Genomic DNA, 18,467 nt, shown 5'->3' with positions numbered 1-18,467 from the left:
AGATGGAAAAACTAGTTGCCTATAAACGTATGCCTTTGTGGACTAAAGAAACCATGCCAGAGGCTGTTCAGCAGAAACACAATACCAAGGTTGGGACTTGGGGGAAAATTACTGTTTTGAAGGGAACTCTCAAGTTTATTGAATTGACAGAATATGGTGAGGTTTTAGCTGAGCACCTCTTTGAAGCAGGGGCTGAGAATCCCATGGCACAACCACAAGCCTGGCACCGAGTGGAGGCTGTAACAGACGATGTGGAATGGTATTTGGAATTTTATTGTAAACCTGAGGATTATTTCCCTAAAAAATACAATACCAATCGGGTTCATTCAGAGGTCTTAGAGGCTATGCAGACAGTAAAACCAGGGAAAGCCTTAGATTTGGGCTGTGGTCAAGGCCGTAATGCACTCTTTCTAGCCCAGCAAGGTTTTGATGTGACAGCTGTAGATCAAAATGAATTATCTCTTGAAATCTTGCAAAGCATTGTGGAGCAAGAAGATTTGGACATGCCTGTTGGTCTCTACGATATCAATTCAGCCAGCATTGGGCAAGAATATGATTTTATCGTATCAACTGTTGTTCTCATGTTTCTACAAGCGGACCGCATTCCAGCTATTATTCAAAATATGCAGGAGAAAACCAGTGTTGGTGGTTACAATCTTATCGTTTGTGCTATGGACACGGAGGATTATCCTTGCTCTGTGAACTTCCCATTCACCTTTAAAGAAGGAGAATTGGCAAACTATTACAAGGACTGGGAATTGGTTAAGTACAATGAAAATCCTGGCCATCTTCACCGTCGCGATGAGAATGGCAATCGTATTCAACTACGCTTTGCGACCATGCTAGCTAAGAAAATCAAATAAACATGAATGAAGATTAGGAAATTTCCTGGTCTTTTTTCTTTTTTACGAATAGTATAGAAAAGGAGGGAAATCATGTTTGTTGCGAGAGATTCTAGGGGAGAATTGGTAAATGTGTTAGAGGATAAACTTGAGAAGCAAGCATACACCTGCCCAGCTTGTGGATGTCAGCTCCGTTTGCGTCAAGGACCAAGTGTCCGGACTCATTTTGCCCACAAAACCTTAAAAGACTGTGATTTTTCCTCTGAAAATGAAAGTCCAGAACACCTAGAAAATAAAAAATCACTTTATCACTGGTTGAAAAAAGATGCAGAGGTGCAATTAGAATACCCTCTTCCAGAGCTTAAACAGATTGCGGATGTATTTGTAAATGGCAATCTAGCTTTAGAGGTTCAATGTAGTCCCTTGCCTCAAAAAGTTCTTAAAGAGCGTAGTGAGGGCTATCGTGGTCAGGGTTACCAAGTACTGTGGTTGTTGGGAGAAAAACTGTGGCTCAAGGAGCGTTTGACTCGTCTGCAAGAAGGTTTTCTCTATTTCAGTCAAAACATGGGCTTTTATGTTTGGGAAGTAGACAAGGAAAAACAGGTTTTAAGACTCAAATACCTGATTCACCAGGATCTCCGACGTAAACTCCATTATCAAATCAAGGAATTTCCTTATGGACAAGATAGTCTACTGGAGATATTACGTCTTCCCTATAAGAAACAAAAAATATCTAGTTTTAGTGTTTCTCAGGATAAGGACATCTGTCGTTATATCCGGCAACAACTCTATTATCAAAATCCTATTTGGATGAAAGAACAAGCAGAAGCCTATAAAAAGGGAGAAAATCTCCTGACTTATGGACTAAAAGAATGGTATCCACAAATTCGACCTCTAGTAGGTGAGTTTTGCCAAATTGAGCAAGATTTGACTCGCTATTATCAGTATTTTCAAACCTATTACCAAGAAAATTCTCAAAATGGTTGGCAAAAGCTCTATCCACCAGCCTTTTATCAGCAATATTTCTTGAAAAATATGGTAGAATAGAAAGGATGGAGGAATCTAATGGTATTACAAAGACATGAAATAAATGAAAAAGATACATGGGATCTATCAACGATCTACCCAACTGACCAGGCTTGGGAAGAAGCCTTAAAAGATTTAACAGAACAATTGGAGACAGTAGCCCAGTATGAAGGCCATCTCCTGGATAGTGCGGATAGCCTACTCGAAATTACTGAATTTTCTCTTGAAATGGAACGCCAAATGGAAAAGCTTTACGTTTATGCTCATATGAAGAATGACCAAGACACACGTGAAGCCAAGTACCAAGAGTACTATGCCAAGGCCATGACTCTCTATAGCCAGCTAGACCAAGCCTTTTCATTCTATGAACCTGAATTTATGGAAATCAGTGAAAAGCAGTATGCTGACTTTTTAGAAGCTCAGCCAAAATTGCAGGTTTATCAACACTATTTTGACAAGTTATTGCAAGGCAAGGACCACGTTCTTTCACAACGCGAAGAAGAGCTATTGGCTGGAGCTGGAGAAATCTTTGGTTCGGCAAGTGAAACCTTCGCTATCTTGGACAATGCGGATATTGTTTTCCCTTATGTTCTTGACGATGATGGTAAGGAAGTTCAGCTATCTCATGGAACTTACACACGTTTGATGGAGTCTAAAAATCGTGAGGTGCGTCGTGGTGCTTATCAAGCTCTTTATGCGACTTATCAACAATTCCAACATACCTATGCCAAAACCTTGCAAACCAATGTTAAGGTTCAAAACTACCGTGCCAAAGTTCGCAACTACAAGAGTGCTCGTCATGCAGCCCTAGCGGCTAATTTTGTTCCAGAAAGTGTTTATGACAATTTGGTAGCAGCAGTTCGCAAGCATTTGCCACTCTTGCATCGTTACCTTGAACTTCGTTCAAAAATCTTGGGGATTTCAGACCTTAAGATGTACGATGTCTACACACCGCTTTCATCTGTTGAATATAGTTTTACCTACAAAGAAGCCTTGAAAAAGGCAGAAGATGCCTTGGCAGTCTTGGGTGAGGATTACTTGAGCCGTGTTAAACGTGCCTTCAGTGATCGTTGGATTGATGTTTACGAAAATCAAGGCAAGCGTTCAGGGGCTTACTCTGGTGGTTCTTACGATACAAATGCCTTTATGCTTCTTAACTGGCAGGACAATCTAGACAATCTCTTTACCCTTGTTCATGAAACAGGTCACAGTATGCATTCAAGCTATACTCGTGAAACGCAGCCTTATGTTTACGGAGATTATTCTATCTTCTTGGCTGAGATTGCATCAACTACCAATGAAAATATCTTGACGGAGAAATTATTGGAAGAAGTGGAAGATGATGCAACGCGCTTTGCTATTCTCAATAACTTCCTAGATGGTTTCCGTGGGACAGTTTTCCGTCAAACTCAATTTGCTGAGTTTGAACACGCTATCCACCAAGCGGACCAAAATGGAGAAGTCTTGACAAGTGATTTCCTAAATAAACTCTACGCAGACTTGAACCAAGAGTATTATGGTTTGAGTAAGGAAGACAATCCTGAAATCCAATACGAGTGGGCTCGCATTCCACACTTCTACTATAACTACTATGTATACCAATATTCAACTGGCTTTGCAGCAGCCTCAGCCTTGGCTGAAAAGATTGTCCATGGTAATCAAGAAGACCGTGACCGCTATATCGACTATCTCAAGGCAGGTAAGTCTGACTATCCACTTAATGTCATGAGAAAAGCTGGAGTTGATATGGAGAAGGAAGACTACCTCAACGATGCCTTTGCAGTCTTTGAACGTCGTTTAAATGAGTTTGAAGCACTTGTTGAAAAATTGGGAATGGCATAAGATGGTTGAATCATATAGTAAAAATGCCAACCATAACATGCGTCGCCCTGTCGTCAAGGAAGAAATTGTAGACTTGATGCGTCAGCGCCAAAAGCAGGTCACAGGATCTTTGAAAGAATTGGAAGACTTTGCCCGCAAGGAAAATATTCCCATTATTCCCCATGAAACGGTTGCTTATTTCCGTTTTCTCATGGAAACCATACAACCTAAAAACATTCTGGAAATTGGGACGGCTATCGGTTTTTCAGCCCTCTTGATGGCGGAACATGCGCCAAAGGCCAAGATTACAACCATTGACCGCAATCCAGAAATGATTGGTTTTGCCAAGGAAAATTTTGCCCAGTTTGACAGTCGCAAGCAAATCACGCTCCTAGAAGGAGATGCGGTAGATATCTTATCTACCTTGACAGAGTCCTATGATTTCGTCTTTATGGATTCAGCCAAGTCTAAATACATCGTCTTTTTGCCAGAAATCCTCAAACATTTGGAAATTGGTGGTGTGGTTGTCTTGGATGATATTTTCCAAGGTGGTGATGTTGCTAAGGATATTATGGAAGTCCGTCGTGGCCAGCGAACTATATACAGAGGACTTCAAAGACTATTTGATGCAACCTTAGACAATCCAGGGCTTACTGCAACATTAGTACCTCTGGGGGACGGTATTCTCATGCTTCGTAAAAATGTAGCAGATGTTCAATTGCCTGACAGCGAATGATTTTCAGAAAAATTTAAGAAAATATAGTAAAATAGATAGGGTAACACTTATCTCAAAGGAGTAGACATGAAGAAAAAATTATTGGCAGGTGCCATTACATTATTATCAGTAGCAACTTTAGCAGCTTGTTCGAAAGGTTCAGAAGGAGCAGATCTTATCAGCATGAAAGGAGATGTTATCACAGAACATCAATTTTATGAGCAAGTGAAAAGCAATCCTTCAGCCCAACAAGTGTTGTTGAACTTGACTATCCAAAAAGTATTTGAGAAACAATACGGTTCAGAAGTAGATGACAAAGAAGTCAACGACACTATTGCCGAAGAAGAAAAACAATATGGTGAAAACTACCAACGTGTCTTGTCACAAGCAGGAATGACTCTTGAAACACGTAAAGCTCAAATTCGTACAAGTAAATTGGTTGAGTTGGCAGTTAAGAAAGCAGCAGAAGCTGAATTGACAGATGATGCTTACAAGAAGGCCTTTGACGAATACACTCCTGATGTGACTGCTCAAATTATCCGTTTGGACAATGAAGACAAAGCTAAAGAAATTCTTGAAAAAGCTAAAGCTAGTGATGCAGACTTTGCTCAATTAGCCAAAGATAATTCAACAGATGAGAAAACTAAAGCGAATGGTGGAGAAATCACTTTTGATTCTGCTTCAACAGAAGTACCAGAACAAGTTAAAAAAGCTGCTTTTGCTTTAGATGTAAACGGTGTTTCTGATGTGATTAGCGTTACTGGAACACAAGCCTACAGCAGTCAATATTACATTGTTAAACTGATTAAGAAAACAGAAAAATCATCTAATATTGACGATTACAAAGAAAAATTAAAAACTGTTATCTTAACTCAAAAACAAAACGACGCATCATTTGTTCAAAGTATTATCGGAAAAGAATTGCAAGCAGCCAATATCAAGGTTAAAGATCAAGCCTTCCAAAATATCTTCACTCAATACATCGGTGGTGGAGATTCAAGCTCAAGCAGTTCTTCAAAAGAATAAAACAGAAAAGAGCCAAGTGCTCTTTTTCTTATGAGAAAATCTTCTATCTTAAGGGTAAGAGTTTTTTTCTTTCGGAAAAAATGGTATAATAGCAATCAAAACTAGAAAATAAACGGAATTTGGGAATAATTTCTTTTGTTCTCATTAGATTGGTGATACTATGAAGATTAGTAAGAGGCACCTGTTAAACTATTCTATTCTAGTTCCTTACTTACTTTTATCTATTTTGGGTTTGATTGTAGTCTATTCTACAACCAGTGCCATTCTTATCGAAGAAGGTAAAAGTGCCCTCCAATTGGTTCGAAGTCAGGGAATGTTTTGGATATTTAGTTTAATATTGATTGTCTTGATATATAAGCTGAAACTGAATTTTTTAAGAAAAGAACGACTTTTATTTATTGTTATGTTTGTTGAGCTGATTCTCTTAGCTCTGGCTCGCTTAATTGGTACGCCAGTCAATGGAGCCTATGGTTGGATTTCAGTAGGACCTTTGACCATTCAGCCAGCGGAGTATTTGAAGATTATCATCGTCTGGTACTTGGCCCAACGTTTTTCAAAACAACAGGATGAAATTGGTATTTACGATTTTCAAGTTTTAACTCAAAATCAATGGATTCCTCGAGCTTTTAATGATTGGCGTTTTGTCCTCTTGGTAATGATAGGAAGTTTGGCTATTTTCCCAGATTTGGGGAATGCTACAATCCTAGCGCTGGTCGCCTTGATTATGTATACAGTTAGTGGGATTGCTCATCGTTGGTTTATAGTCTTTATCGGTGTATTGTTTGGAGTTTCAGCCCTATCTCTATCAGCTATTTCTGTAATTGGGGTTGATAAGTTTTCAAAAGTTCCAGTATTTGGTTACGTGGCCAAGCGTTTCAGTGCCTACTTTAATCCCTTTGCTGATTTGGCAGGAGCTGGTCACCAACTTGCAAATTCCTACTTTGCTATGGTAAATGGTGGATGGTTTGGTTTAGGCTTAGGAAATTCAATAGAAAAACGTGGTTATTTACCAGAGGCCCATACAGACTTTGTATTTTCAATTGTCATTGAAGAGTTTGGATTTGTGGGAGCCAGTTTGATTTTGGCACTTGTCTTTTTCCTGATTTTGCGAATTATCCTAGTAGGAATTCGTGCTAAGAATCCCTTTAATTCTATGATGGCGATTGGGGTTGGGGGGATGATGTTGGTACAGGTCTTTGTCAATATCGGTGGAATTTCTGGTATTATTCCCTCGACAGGAGTAACCTTCCCCTTCTTATCGCAAGGAGGGAACAGTCTCCTAGTCTTGTCTGTAGCCATCGCCTTTGTCTTAAATATTGATGCAAGTGAAAAACGTGCCCAATTATATGAGGAGTTAGAAGCTCACTCATCAAACTATATGTAGAGCTGAGAGTGGAAAGGATTACCTATGTCTCTTCAAAAATTAGAAAACTATAGTAATAAAGCTGTTATACAAGAAGAAGTATTGATTTTAACAGAATTGTTAGAAGATATTACTAAAAACATGCTTGCCCCAGAGACTTTTGAAAAAATCATACAGTTGAAGGAATTGTCAACTCAAGAAGATTATCAAGGTTTGAATCAATTAGTTACCAGTTTGACAAATGATGAAATGGCTTATATTTCACGCTATTTCTCTATCTTGCCTCTTTTGATTAATATTTCAGAAGACGTGGATTTGGCCTATGAAATCAACCATCAAAATAATATCGATCAAGATTATCTTGGTAAATTATCAGCAACGATCAAAATGGTTGCAGAAAAAGAAAATGCGGTTGAAATTCTAGAACACTTGAATGTTGTCCCTGTTTTGACAGCCCATCCAACACAAGTGCAACGTAAGAGTATGTTGGATTTGACTAACCATATCCATACCCTCTTGCGTAAGTACCGTGATGTGAAATTAGGTTTGATTAATAAGGAAAAATGGCATAATGATCTCCGTCGTTACATTGAGATTATCATGCAGACAGATATGATTCGTGAAAAGAAATTGAAAGTAACCAATGAAATCACGAATGTCATGGAATACTACAATAGTTCATTTCTGAAGGCAGTTCCTCATTTGACTGCTGAGTACAAGCGTCTGGCTAAAAAACATGGACTGGAGTTGAAACATCCTAAACCAATTACCATGGGAATGTGGATTGGTGGAGACCGTGATGGTAATCCTTTTGTTACAGCAGATACCTTGAAACAATCTGCTATGACTCAGTGTGAAGTCATCATGAACTACTATGATGAAAAAATTTACCAACTTTATCGTGAATTCTCCCTCTCAACTAGTATTGTCAATGTCAGCAAGCAAGTCAGAGAAATGGCTCGTCAATCCAAGGATAACTCGATTTATCGTGAAAAAGAACTTTACCGCCGTGCCTTATTTGATATTCAATCAAAAATCCAAGCAACAAAAACCTATCTGATTGAGGATAAGGAAGTTGGGGCTCGCTATGAAACGGCCAATGATTTTTATAAGGACTTAATTACCATCTGTGATTCCCTCTTGGAAAACAAGGGTGAAGCACTGATTTCTGGTGATTTTGTTGAATTGATTCAAGCAGTTGAAATTTTTGGTTTCTATTTGGCATCTATTGACATGCGTCAAGATTCTAGTGTTCATGAAGCTTGTGTAGCCGAACTCTTGAAATCAGCAGGTATTCATTCTCATTATAGTGAATTAAGTGAAGAAGAAAAATGCCAGCTTCTCTTGAAAGAATTGGAAGAAGATCCACGCATTCTTTCTGCCACTCATGTTGAAAAATCAGAGTTACTTGAAAAAGAATTAGCAATCTTTAAGGCTGCTCGTAAGTTGAAAGATAAGTTGGGAGATGATGTCATTCGTCAGACCATCATTTCACATGCAACCAGCGTATCAGACATGCTGGAATTGGCTATCTTGCTAAAAGAAGTAGGGTTAGTTGATAAAGAAAGAGCCCGTGTCCAAATCGTTCCTCTCTTTGAAACAATCGAGGACTTGGACCACTCAGAAGAAACTATGAGAGAATACCTTTCTCTTCCTCTTGCTAAGAAATGGATTGCTTCGCGTAATAACTACCAAGAAATCATGCTTGGTTACTCTGATAGTAATAAAGATGGTGGCTACCTATCATCATGTTGGACTCTCTACAAGGCCCAACAACAACTGACTGCCATTGGAGATGAATTTGGTGTTAAGGTTACCTTCTTCCACGGCCGTGGTGGGACTGTTGGTCGTGGTGGTGGACCAACCTATGAAGCTATTACCTCCCAACCGCTCAAGTCTATCAAGGATCGTATCCGCTTGACGGAGCAGGGTGAAGTAATTGGCAATAAATATGGTAACAAAGATGCTGCCTATTATAACCTTGAAATGTTAGTATCTGCAGCCATTAACCGTATGATTACGCAGAAGAAGAGCGATACCAATACATCCAATCGTTATGAAGCTATTATGGACCAAGTAGTGGACCGTAGTTACGATATCTACCGTGATTTGGTCTTTGGTAATGATCATTTCTATGATTATTTCTTCGAGTCAAGTCCAATCAAGGCTATTTCAAGCTTTAACATTGGTTCTCGTCCAGCCGCTCGTAAGACTATTACTGAAATCGGTGGTTTGAGAGCCATCCCTTGGGTCTTCTCATGGTCGCAAAGTCGCGTCATGTTCCCTGGCTGGTATGGGGTTGGTTCAAGCTTCAAGGAATTTATCGATAAAAATCCAGAGAATATCGCTATCCTACGAGATATGTATCAAAATTGGCCTTTCTTCCAATCGCTTCTTTCAAATGTCGACATGGTCTTGTCAAAATCAAATATGAACATTGCTTTTGAATATGCCAAACTGTGTGAGGATGAAGAAGTAAAAGCAATCTATGAGACTATTCTAAATGAATGGCAAGTTACCAAGGAAGTCATCTTGGCTATTGAAGGTTATGATGAACTTTTGGCTGAGAATCCATATCTAAAAGCAAGTTTGGATTACCGTATGCCTTACTTTAATATTCTTAACTATATCCAGTTGGAGTTGATTAAACGTCAACGTCGTGGAGAATTATCAAGCGATCAAGAAAAATTAATCCATACAACCATCAACGGAATTGCGACAGGATTGCGTAATTCAGGCTGATACCTTTCAAACTTCCTCTTTTCAATAGGGGAAGTTTTTGAATAGTTCAAAAAAATGCTAAAAGAGTCTTGACAAGTAGTTGAAAAATGATATAATTTAACCATTCAGAAAAGTAATCATATAAACTTTTTAGAGAGTCTGTGGTAGCTGAAAACAGATAAGTGATGATGATGAAAATTGGGCTGAATGTTATTTAGAATTTGAAATCATAAAAATTCGGTGAGCACACCTTACAGTGCATCTCGTTATTGCGAGACAGAGCGATAGGGAAATTCCCTATAATTGAGGTGGTACCGCGCATCGACGTCCTCACACAAGTTTTTTGTGTGAGGACTTTTTTGATGGAGGTTAGTATGGAAAGAAAACGATGGCGTCGCTTGTTTAGATAAGTGAAGTATTTTAAAGGAATAAAAAGGAGAAATAGAATGAAAAATAAACGTTTAATTGGAATTATCGTTGCGTTAGCAGTCTTAGTAGCAGGAAGCTTGATTTACTCTTCAATGAATAAACCAGAAGCTAAAAATGAAAAGAAAGTTGCCAAAGTTGGTGTCCTTCAGTTTGTGAGCCATCCCTCTCTTGATTTGATTTATAAAGGGATACAAGATGGACTTTCAGAAGAAGGTTATAAAGATGATCAGTTGAAGATTGACTTTATGAACTCAGAAGGCGACCAAAGTAAGGTTGCAACAATGAGTAAACAATTGGTTGCAAATGGGAATGACCTTGTGGTTGGTATTGCAACACCAGCTGCTCAAGGTTTGGCTAGTGCCACAAAAGATCTACCGGTTATCATGGCTGCTATTACAGACCCAATCGGAGCTAACTTGGTCAAAGATTTGAAAAAACCAGGTGGCAACATTACAGGGGTATCTGACCACAACCCAGCTCAACAACAAGTTGAACTCATTAAGGCTCTCACACCAAGTGTGAAGACAATCGGAGCTCTTTACTCAAGTAGCGAAGATAATTCAAAAACACAGGTAGAAGAATTTAAGGCTTATGCTGAAAAAGCAGGTTTGACAGTCGAAACATTTGCGGTTCCTTCAACAAATGAAATTGCTTCAACAGTTAACGTTATGACTAGCAAGGTTGATGCTATCTGGGTTCCAATCGATAACACAATCGCATCTGCATTTTCAACTGTTGTATCAAGTAACCAATCAGCTAAAAAACCAATCTACCCAAGTGCTACTGCCATGGTAGAAGCTGGTGGTTTGGCATCAGTTGTAGTTGACCAACATGACCTTGGTGTGGCAACAGGTAAAATGATTGCGCAAGTCTTGAAAGGTGCAAAACCAGCTGATACTCCAGTCAATGTCTTTTCAACTGGTAAATCAGTAATCAACAAAAAATTGGCACAAGAACTAGGTATTACGATTCCTGAATCTGTTCTAAAAGAAGCAGGACAAGTGATCGAATAATCTGTAATGGAGGAGTTGGGGACATCTCCTCCCATTTTTTACAATAGAAATCGTATAGAAAAGGTTAAGAAACAGATGATATTATCTATTATTTCTCAAGGATTTGTCTGGGCTATTCTAGGTCTGGGAATCTTTATGACATTTAGGATTTTAAACTTTCCAGATATGACGACAGAGGGTTCCTTCCCTCTTGGGGGAGCTGTTGCTGTCACTTTGATAACCAAAGGTGTAAATCCCTTTTTAGCGACACTTGTTGCTGTAGGAGCAGGTTGTTTGGCAGGAATGGCAGCAGGTCTTCTTTATACAAAAGGGAAGATTCCAACCTTGCTCTCAGGAATTTTGGTGATGACTTCCTGTCACTCTATCATGCTCTTGATTATGGGACGTGCGAATTTAGGCTTGCTTGGGACTAAGCAAATTCAGGATGTTTTACCTTTTGATTCGGATTTGAACCAACTCTTGACAGGTCTTATCTTTGTCAGTCTTGTCATTGTTCTCATGCTCTTTTTCTTGGACACCAAACTTGGACAAGCCTATATTGCTACAGGTGACAATCCTGATATGGCTAGAAGTTTCGGGATTCATACTGGACGCATGGAGCTCATGGGCTTGGTATTATCAAATGGTGTGATTGCCCTTGCAGGTGCCCTCATTGCCCAGCAAGAAGGGTATGCCGATGTATCTCGAGGAATCGGGGTTATCGTTGTGGGGCTTGCAAGCTTGATTATTGGAGAAGTTATTTTCAAAAGTTTGAGCTTGGCAGAACGTTTGATTACCATTGTTGTCGGTTCTATTGCCTATCAATTTTTAGTATGGGCAGTTATCGCGCTTGGATTTAACACAAGTTACCTTCGTCTATACAGTGCCGTGATTTTAGCAGTCTGCCTCATGATTCCGACATTTAAGCAAACCATCTTGAAAGGAGCCAAGTTAAGCAAATGACAGCAATTGTAGAATTAAAAAATGCAACCAAAGTCGTTAAAAATGGCTTTGATGAAGAAAAGATTATTTTAAATGATGTTTCCTTAGAAATTTTTGAACAGGATTTTATCACGATTTTGGGTGGAAATGGTGCTGGTAAATCGACCCTCTTTAACACCATTGCAGGAACCTTGTCATTAACCAGTGGAACCATTCGTATTTTGGGCGAAGATGTAACCAAGTTTTCACCAGAGAAGCGAGCTAAGTATCTGTCTCGTGTTTTCCAAGATCCCAAGATGGGGACAGCTCCTCGTATGACAGTGGCTGAAAATCTTTTGATTGCCAAGTTTCGTGGTGAAAAGCGTGGATTGTTACCAAGACGTCTGGCTAGCTATAAGGATGAATTTCAGGCAACTATTGAAAAAGTAGGAAACGGTCTTGAGAAACATTTGAATACACCGATTGAGTTCTTATCAGGTGGACAAAGACAGGCCTTGAGTCTCTTGATGGCAACCTTGAAGCGTCCTGAATTACTCTTGCTAGACGAGCATACTGCGGCCTTGGATCCAAAGACCAGTGTGGCACTCATGGAATTGACAGACGAATTTGTCAAGAAAGATCAATTGACAGCGCTTATGATTACTCATCATATGGAAGATGCTCTCAAATATGGCAATCGTTTGATTGTCATGAAAGAAGGACGAATTATCCAAGATTTGAACCAAGAAGAAAAAGCAAAAATGAAAATCTCTGATTATTATCAACTCTTTGAATAAAGTAGGGAAAACGAGTGAAATGGTTTACTTTTTTTCTGAAATAAAGTATACTATATAAAGTAAACTATGATAACATGGAGGTATTGTGTATGGTTGACAAACAAGTCATTGAAGAAATCAAAAACAATGCCAACATTGTGGAAGTCATAGGAGATGTGATTTCTTTACAAAAGGCAGGACGGAACTATCTAGGGCTCTGTCCTTTTCATGGTGAAAAAACACCTTCTTTCAACGTTGTAGAGGACAAGCAGTTTTACCACTGTTTTGGTTGTGGGCGCTCAGGTGATGTCTTTAAATTCATCGAGGAGTATCAAGGAGTTCCCTTTATGGAGGCTGTCCAAATCTTAGGTCAGCGTGTCGGGATAGAGGTGGAAAAACCGCTTTATAGTGAACAGAAGCCAGCTTCAGCCCACCAAGCTCTTTATGATATGCACGAAGATGCAGCCAAATTTTACCATGCTATTCTCATGACAACGACCATGGGGGAGGAGGCCAGAAACTACCTTTATCAGCGTGGTTTGACAGATGAAGTGCTCAAACATTTTCGGATTGGTTTAGCACCTCCAGAACGAAACTATCTCTATCAACGTTTGTCTGGTCAGTATCGTGATGAGGATTTCCTAGATTCAGGATTGTTTTATCTCTCGGATGCTAATCAATTTGTAGATACATTTCACAATCGGATCATGTTTCCCCTGACAAATGACCAGGGAAAGGTTATTGCCTTCTCAGGTCGTATCTGGCAGAAAACGGATTCACAAACTTCTAAGTATAAAAATAGCCGATCGACTGTAATTTTTAACAAAAGTTACGAATTATATCATATGGATAGGGCAAAAAAATCTTCTGGAAAAGCCAGTGAGATTTATCTGATGGAAGGATTCATGGATGTCATTGCAGCCTATCGGGCTGGAATCGAAAATGCTGTGGCGTCCATGGGAACGGCCTTGAGTCGTGAGCATGTTGAGCATCTGAAAAGGCTAACTAAGAAGTTAGTACTTGTTTACGATGGCGATAAGGCTGGGCAAGCTGCGACATTGAAAGCGCTGGACGAAATTGGTGACATGCCTGTGCAGATTATCAGCATGCCTGATAACTTGGATCCAGATGAATATCTACAAAAAAATGGACCAGAAGACTTGGCCTATCTATTAACAAAAACTCGTATTAGTCCGATTGAGTTCTACATTCACCAGTACAAACCTGAAAATAGTGAAAATCTGCAGGCTCAGATTGAGTTTATTGAAAAAATAGCTCCCTTGATTGTTCAAGAAAAGTCTATCACTGCTCAAAACAGTTATATTCATATTTTAGCTGACAGTCTGGCATCCTTTGATTATGCCCAGATTGAGCAGATTGTTAATGAAAGCCGTCAGGCACAAAGGCAGAATCGCATGGAAGGAATTTCCAGACCGACGCAAATCACTATGCCTGTCACCAAGCAGTTATCAGCTATTATGAGGGCAGAAGCTCATCTACTTTATCGAATGGTGGAATCTCCTCTTGTTTTGAACGATTACCGTTTGCGAGAAGATTTTGCATTTGACACACCTGAATTTCAGGTCTTATATGACTTGCTTGGTCAGTATGGCAATCTTCCTCCAGAAGTTCTAGCAGAACAGACAGAGGAAGTTGAAAGAGCTTGGTACCAAGTCTTAGCTCAGGATTTGCCTGCTGAGATGTCACCTCAGGAACTTAGTGAAGTAGAAATGACTCGAAACAAGGCACTCTTGAATCAGGACAATATGAGAATCAAAAAGAAGGTGCAGGAAGCGAGCCATGTAGGAGATACCGACACAGCCCTAGAAGAATTGGAACGTTTAATTTCCCAAAAGAGAAGAATGGAGTAATAATGGCAACAAAACAAAAAGAAGTAACAACATTTGATGTACAAGTAGCAGAATTTATCCGTAATCATAAACAAAAAGGGACAGCAACGGATGATGAAATTAATGCAAGTCTGGTGATTCCTTTTACCTTGGATGCTGATGGGATTGAAGATCTCTTGCAACGAATTCAGGATGCAGGGATTTCTATCACAGATAACGAAGGAAATCCGAGTGCGCGTGTTCTTAGCACTGAAGAAGAGCCAGAACTCAGTGATGAGGATTTGATTGGTTCAACTTCGGCTAAGGTTAATGACCCTGTCCGTATGTACTTGAAAGAAATTGGGGTCGTTCCTCTCTTGACCAATGAAGAGGAAAAAGAATTAGCACTAGCAGTGGAAGCTGGCGATATCGAAGCCAAACAACGTCTTGCGGAAGCCAACCTTCGTTTGGTTGTTTCTATTGCCAAACGCTATGTCGGGCGTGGTATGCAGTTCCTTGATTTGATTCAAGAAGGAAATATGGGCTTGATGAAGGCTGTTGACAAGTTTGACTATTCTAAAGGGTTCAAGTTTTCAACTTACGCAACTTGGTGGATTCGTCAGGCTATCACTCGTGCTATTGCGGATCAAGCTCGTACTATCCGTATCCCAGTTCACATGGTTGAAACCATCAATAAATTGGTTCGTGAACAGCGTAACCTTCTTCAAGAATTGGGACAAGATCCGACACCAGAACAAATCGCTGAACGTATGGATATGACACCTGATAAGGTTCGTGAAATCTTGAAGATTGCCCAAGAACCAGTATCTCTTGAAACTCCTATTGGTGAAGAGGATGATAGCCACCTTGGAGACTTTATCGAAGATGAAGTGATTGAAAATCCAGTGGACTATACAACTCGTATCGTCTTGCGTGAGCAGTTGGATGAGGTCTTGGATACTCTTACAGACCGTGAAGAAAATGTTTTGCGTCTACGTTTTGGGCTAGATGATGGGAAAATGCGTACCCTTGAAGATGTGGGTAAAGTCTTTAACGTAACCCGTGAGCGAATCCGTCAAATCGAGGCTAAGGCTTTGAGAAAACTACGCCAACCAAGTCGCAGCAAACCGCTTCGTGATTTTATTGAAGACTAAGAGTGAGGATGAATATGGCTTATACAGAAGAGCAAATTGAAAACATCAAAACACGAATTTTATCAGCCTTGGAAGAAGTTATTGACCCTGAGTTGGGAATCGATATTGTCAATCTTGGTTTGATCTATGAAATTCGTTTTGACGGTGACACAGGACAAACAGAGATTGATATGACGTTGACAACCATGGGGTGTCCCCTGGCAGATCTTTTGACAGACCAGATTTATGATGCCATGACAGAGGTGCCAGAAGTAACGGATACTGAGGTTAAATTAGTCTGGTATCCAGCCTGGACAGTTGAAAAAATGAGTCGCTATGCACGCATTGCCCTAGGCATTAAGTAAACAAATAAAAGCATGTGAGAGACCATTGGAAAAGCGAGGAAATTTCCCTTCTTTTCCTCTAGTCTCTCCTTTCTTTTGCTGATTTTATTCAAAGAAAATGATATAATAGTAGTTATGGAAAAAAAGAAATTACGCATCAATATGTTGAGTTCAAGTGAGAAAGTAGCAGGACAAGGAGTTTCAGGTGCTTACCGTGAATTAGTTCGTCTTCTTCACCGTGATGCCAAGGACCAATTGATTGTTACAGAAAATCTTCCAATCGAAGCCGATGTGACTCACTTTCATACAATTGATTTCCCCTATTATTTATCAACATTTCAAAAGAAACGCTCAGGAAGGAAAATTGGCTATGTGCACTTCTTGCCTGATACACTTGAGGGGAGTTTGAAAATTCCATTTTTCTTAAAGGGAATTGTGAAACGCTATGTATTTTCTTTTTACAACCGAATGGAGCACTTGGTGGTGGTCAATCCTATGTTTATCGAGGATTTGGTGGCAGCTGGTATTCCACGTGAAAAAGTGACTTATATTCCTAACTTTGTAAACAAGGAAAAATGGCATCCTCTTCCACAGGAAGAGGTAGCGAAACTGCGTACAGAGCTAGGTCTTAGTTACAATCAGTTTATCGTAGTAGGTGCTGGTCAAGTTCAGAAGCGCAAAGGGATTGACGATTTTATCCGTCTGGCTGAGGAATTGCCACAAATTACCTTTATCTGGGCAGGTGGTTTCTCTTTTGGTGGCATGACAGATGGTTATGAGCGCTACAAGAAAATTATGGAGAATCCCCCTAAAAATTTGATTTTTCCAGGAATTGTCTCACCAGAGCGGATGCGCGAGTTGTATGCCCTAGCGGATCTTTTCTTGCTTCCTAGTTATAATGAGCTCTTTCCGATGACGATTTTAGAGGCTGCCAGTTGTGAAGCTCCTATTATGTTGCGTGATTTAGATCTTTATAAGGTAATTTTGGAGGGAAATTATCGGGCGACAGCAGATAGAGAAGAGATGAAAGAAGCTATTCTGGAATATCAAGCGAATCCTGCTGCTTTAAAAGATTTGAAAGAAAAAGCTAAGAATATTTCTAGAGAGTATTCAGAAGAGCATCTGTTGCAAATCTGGTTGGACTTTTATGAGAAACAAGCGGCTTTAGGGAGAAAATAAAAAGTGAGGTAATCTATGCGAATTGGTTTATTTACAGATACTTATTTTCCTCAGGTTTCTGGTGTTGCGACCAGTATTCGAACCTTGAAAACAGAACTTGAAAAACAAGGACATGATGTTTTCATATTTACAACGACAGATAAGGATGTCAATCGCTATGAAGATTGGCAAATTATTCGTATTCCAAGTGTTCCTTTCTTTGCTTTTAAGGATCGTCGCTTTGCCTATCGAGGATTCAGCAAGGCGCTTGAAATTGCTAAACAATATCAACTGGATATTATCCATACTCAGACAGAATTTTCTCTAGGCTTGTTGGGGATTTGGATTGCGCGTGAATTGAAGATTCCAGTCATCCATACCTATCACACCCAATACGAAGACTACGTGCATTATATTGCTAAGGGAATGTTGATTCGTCCTAGTATGGTCAAGTATTTGGTTAGAGGTTTTTTACATGATGTAGATGGAGTCATTTGTCCTAGTGAGATTGTCCGTGACTTGCTATCTGACTATAAGGTCAAGGTCGAAAAACGTGTCATTCCTACTGGGATTGAATTAGCCAAGTTTGAACGTCCAGAAATCAAGCAAGAAAATCTGAAAGAACTACGTAGTAAACTAGGGATTCAAGCTGATGAACAGATGTTACTTAGTCTTTCGAGAATTTCCTATGAAAAAAATATTCAAGCAGTATTAGTAGCTTTTGCAGATGTTCTGAAAGAAGAAGACAAGGTTAAACTGGTAGTTGCTGGGGATGGCCCTTATCTGGATAACCTCAAAGAGCAAGCCCAGAAACTAGAGATTCAAGACTCCGTCATCTTTACAGGCATGATTGCTCCTAGTGAGACAGCTCTTTACTATAAGGCGGCGGATTTCTTTATCTCGGCATCGACAAGTGAAACGCAAGGTTTGACATACTTGGAAAGCTTAGCCAGTGGAACACCTGTCATTGCTCACGGAAATCCTTATCTGGACAATCTTATCAGTGATAAAATGTTTGGAACCTTGTATTACGGTGAACATGATTTGGCTGGAGCTATTCTGGAGGCCCTGATTGCAACGCCAGATATGGATGAGTATACCTTATCAGAGAAATTGTACGAGATTTCAGCTGAGAACTTTGGAAAACGAGTGCATGAGTTTTATTTGGATGCCATTATTTCAAATAACTTCCAGAAAGATTTAGCAAAAGATGATACGGTCAGCCAGCGTATCTTTAAGACAGTTTTGTATTTACCGCAACAGGTGGTTGCTGTGCCTGTAAAAGGCTCTAGACGAATGCTGAGGGCTTCAAAAACACAGTTAATCAGCATCAGAGATTATTGGAAAGACAGTGAAGAATAGAAAGAGGAA

15 protein-coding genes and 1 other annotated feature are annotated in these 18,467 nt (G+C 39.7%); all 15 genes read left to right on the top strand.

Going from position 1 to position 18,467, the window contains the following annotated elements:
• The first annotated feature begins 2 nt into the window (after positions 1-2).
• Positions 3-863 (top strand): SAM-dependent methyltransferase TehB, encoded by an 861-nt coding sequence (gene tehB / locus RN80_RS07030; protein ID WP_000413779.1) that lies wholly within the window; start codon positions 3-5, stop codon positions 861-863.
• Positions 864-935: 72 nt separating this feature from the next.
• Complete coding sequence (locus RN80_RS07025) at positions 936-1,889, top strand: competence protein CoiA (RefSeq protein ID WP_060628449.1); 954 nt, start codon at positions 936-938, stop codon at positions 1,887-1,889.
• Between the two features lie 18 nt (positions 1,890-1,907).
• Complete coding sequence (gene pepF, locus RN80_RS07020) at positions 1,908-3,710, top strand: oligoendopeptidase F (RefSeq protein WP_060628447.1); 1,803 nt, start codon at positions 1,908-1,910, stop codon at positions 3,708-3,710.
• Position 3,711: 1 nt separating this feature from the next.
• Positions 3,712-4,425 carry an O-methyltransferase gene (locus RN80_RS07015; protein ID WP_004241675.1) on the top strand — a complete coding sequence of 238 codons (714 nt, stop codon included), beginning with the start codon at positions 3,712-3,714 and terminating at the stop codon, positions 4,423-4,425.
• A gap of 66 nt (positions 4,426-4,491) precedes the next feature.
• A complete protein-coding gene (gene prsA, locus RN80_RS07010; RefSeq protein WP_000727943.1) occupies positions 4,492-5,430 on the top strand; it encodes a peptidylprolyl isomerase PrsA in 939 nt (312 codons plus the stop codon).
• A gap of 160 nt (positions 5,431-5,590) precedes the next feature.
• Positions 5,591-6,814, top strand: coding sequence for a cell division peptidoglycan polymerase FtsW (ftsW, locus tag RN80_RS07005; protein ID WP_024057920.1), 1,224 nt, complete (start codon positions 5,591-5,593; stop codon positions 6,812-6,814).
• 24 nt (positions 6,815-6,838) lie between these two features.
• Positions 6,839-9,535, top strand: a complete 2,697-nt coding sequence (gene ppc, locus RN80_RS07000) for a phosphoenolpyruvate carboxylase (protein ID WP_060628446.1) — start codon at positions 6,839-6,841, stop codon at positions 9,533-9,535.
• Positions 9,536-9,631: 96 nt separating this feature from the next.
• Positions 9,632-9,849 (top strand) — a binding site (T-box leader).
• Positions 9,850-9,960: 111 nt separating this feature from the next.
• Entirely contained in the window at positions 9,961-10,956 is a 996-nt protein-coding gene (gene trpX, locus RN80_RS06995) for a tryptophan ABC transporter substrate-binding protein (RefSeq protein WP_060628444.1), read from the top strand.
• Positions 10,957-11,031: 75 nt separating this feature from the next.
• Positions 11,032-11,898 carry an ABC transporter permease gene (locus tag RN80_RS06990; protein WP_060628767.1) on the top strand — a complete coding sequence of 289 codons (867 nt, stop codon included), beginning with the start codon at positions 11,032-11,034 and terminating at the stop codon, positions 11,896-11,898.
• Complete coding sequence (locus tag RN80_RS06985) at positions 11,895-12,653, top strand: ABC transporter ATP-binding protein (protein ID WP_000125441.1); 759 nt, start codon at positions 11,895-11,897, stop codon at positions 12,651-12,653. The genes RN80_RS06990 and RN80_RS06985 overlap by 4 nt, the downstream gene beginning before the upstream one ends.
• 89 nt (positions 12,654-12,742) lie before the next feature.
• A complete protein-coding gene (dnaG, locus tag RN80_RS06980; protein ID WP_060628442.1) occupies positions 12,743-14,503 on the top strand; it encodes a DNA primase in 1,761 nt (586 codons plus the stop codon).
• 2 nt (positions 14,504-14,505) lie between these two features.
• Entirely contained in the window at positions 14,506-15,615 is a 1,110-nt protein-coding gene (gene rpoD / locus RN80_RS06975; protein WP_000201903.1) for an RNA polymerase sigma factor RpoD, read from the top strand.
• 14 nt (positions 15,616-15,629) lie between these two features.
• The gene (locus RN80_RS06970; RefSeq protein ID WP_000331925.1) at positions 15,630-15,959 is read left to right on the top strand and encodes a metal-sulfur cluster assembly factor; all 330 of its coding nucleotides are present in this window, start codon (positions 15,630-15,632) and stop codon (positions 15,957-15,959) included.
• Between the two features lie 114 nt (positions 15,960-16,073).
• Positions 16,074-17,117: an alpha-galactosylglucosyldiacylglycerol synthase gene (cpoA, locus tag RN80_RS06965; RefSeq protein WP_060628440.1), complete on the top strand. Its 1,044-nt coding sequence runs from the start codon at positions 16,074-16,076 to the stop codon at positions 17,115-17,117.
• A 15-nt stretch (positions 17,118-17,132) separates the two neighbouring features.
• Positions 17,133-18,458, top strand: coding sequence for a glycosyltransferase family 4 protein (locus tag RN80_RS06960; RefSeq protein WP_060628438.1), 1,326 nt, complete (start codon positions 17,133-17,135; stop codon positions 18,456-18,458).
• Positions 18,459-18,467: the final 9 nt, after the last annotated feature.

Source organism: Streptococcus mitis (assembly GCF_001281025.1).
In the GTDB taxonomy this organism is placed as follows: domain Bacteria; phylum Bacillota; class Bacilli; order Lactobacillales; family Streptococcaceae; genus Streptococcus; species Streptococcus mitis_AK.
The sequence above is the reverse complement of the archived record's forward strand: the minus strand, read 5'-3'. Positions and strand labels throughout refer to the sequence as shown.

Bases quoted from the DNA above. Each gene is read 5' to 3' on its own strand.
- RN80_RS06990 (WP_060628767.1), top strand. From the start codon at position 11,032: ATGATATTATCTATTATTTCTCAAGGATTTGTCTGGGCTATTCTAGGT.
- ppc (WP_060628446.1), top strand. From the start codon at position 6,839: ATGTCTCTTCAAAAATTAGAAAACTATAGTAATAAAGCTGTTATACAA.
- RN80_RS06970 (WP_000331925.1), top strand. From the start codon at position 15,630: ATGGCTTATACAGAAGAGCAAATTGAAAACATCAAAACACGAATTTTA.
- RN80_RS06960 (WP_060628438.1), top strand. From the start codon at position 17,133: ATGCGAATTGGTTTATTTACAGATACTTATTTTCCTCAGGTTTCTGGT.
- prsA (WP_000727943.1), top strand. From the start codon at position 4,492: ATGAAGAAAAAATTATTGGCAGGTGCCATTACATTATTATCAGTAGCA.
- cpoA (WP_060628440.1), top strand. From the start codon at position 16,074: ATGGAAAAAAAGAAATTACGCATCAATATGTTGAGTTCAAGTGAGAAA.
- RN80_RS07025 (WP_060628449.1), top strand. From the start codon at position 936: ATGTTTGTTGCGAGAGATTCTAGGGGAGAATTGGTAAATGTGTTAGAG.
- trpX (WP_060628444.1), top strand. From the start codon at position 9,961: ATGAAAAATAAACGTTTAATTGGAATTATCGTTGCGTTAGCAGTCTTA.
- RN80_RS07015 (WP_004241675.1), top strand. From the start codon at position 3,712: ATGGTTGAATCATATAGTAAAAATGCCAACCATAACATGCGTCGCCCT.
- dnaG (WP_060628442.1), top strand. From the start codon at position 12,743: ATGGTTGACAAACAAGTCATTGAAGAAATCAAAAACAATGCCAACATT.
- tehB (WP_000413779.1), top strand. From the start codon at position 3: ATGGAAAAACTAGTTGCCTATAAACGTATGCCTTTGTGGACTAAAGAA.
- pepF (WP_060628447.1), top strand. From the start codon at position 1,908: ATGGTATTACAAAGACATGAAATAAATGAAAAAGATACATGGGATCTA.
- rpoD (WP_000201903.1), top strand. From the start codon at position 14,506: ATGGCAACAAAACAAAAAGAAGTAACAACATTTGATGTACAAGTAGCA.
- RN80_RS06985 (WP_000125441.1), top strand. From the start codon at position 11,895: ATGACAGCAATTGTAGAATTAAAAAATGCAACCAAAGTCGTTAAAAAT.
- ftsW (WP_024057920.1), top strand. From the start codon at position 5,591: ATGAAGATTAGTAAGAGGCACCTGTTAAACTATTCTATTCTAGTTCCT.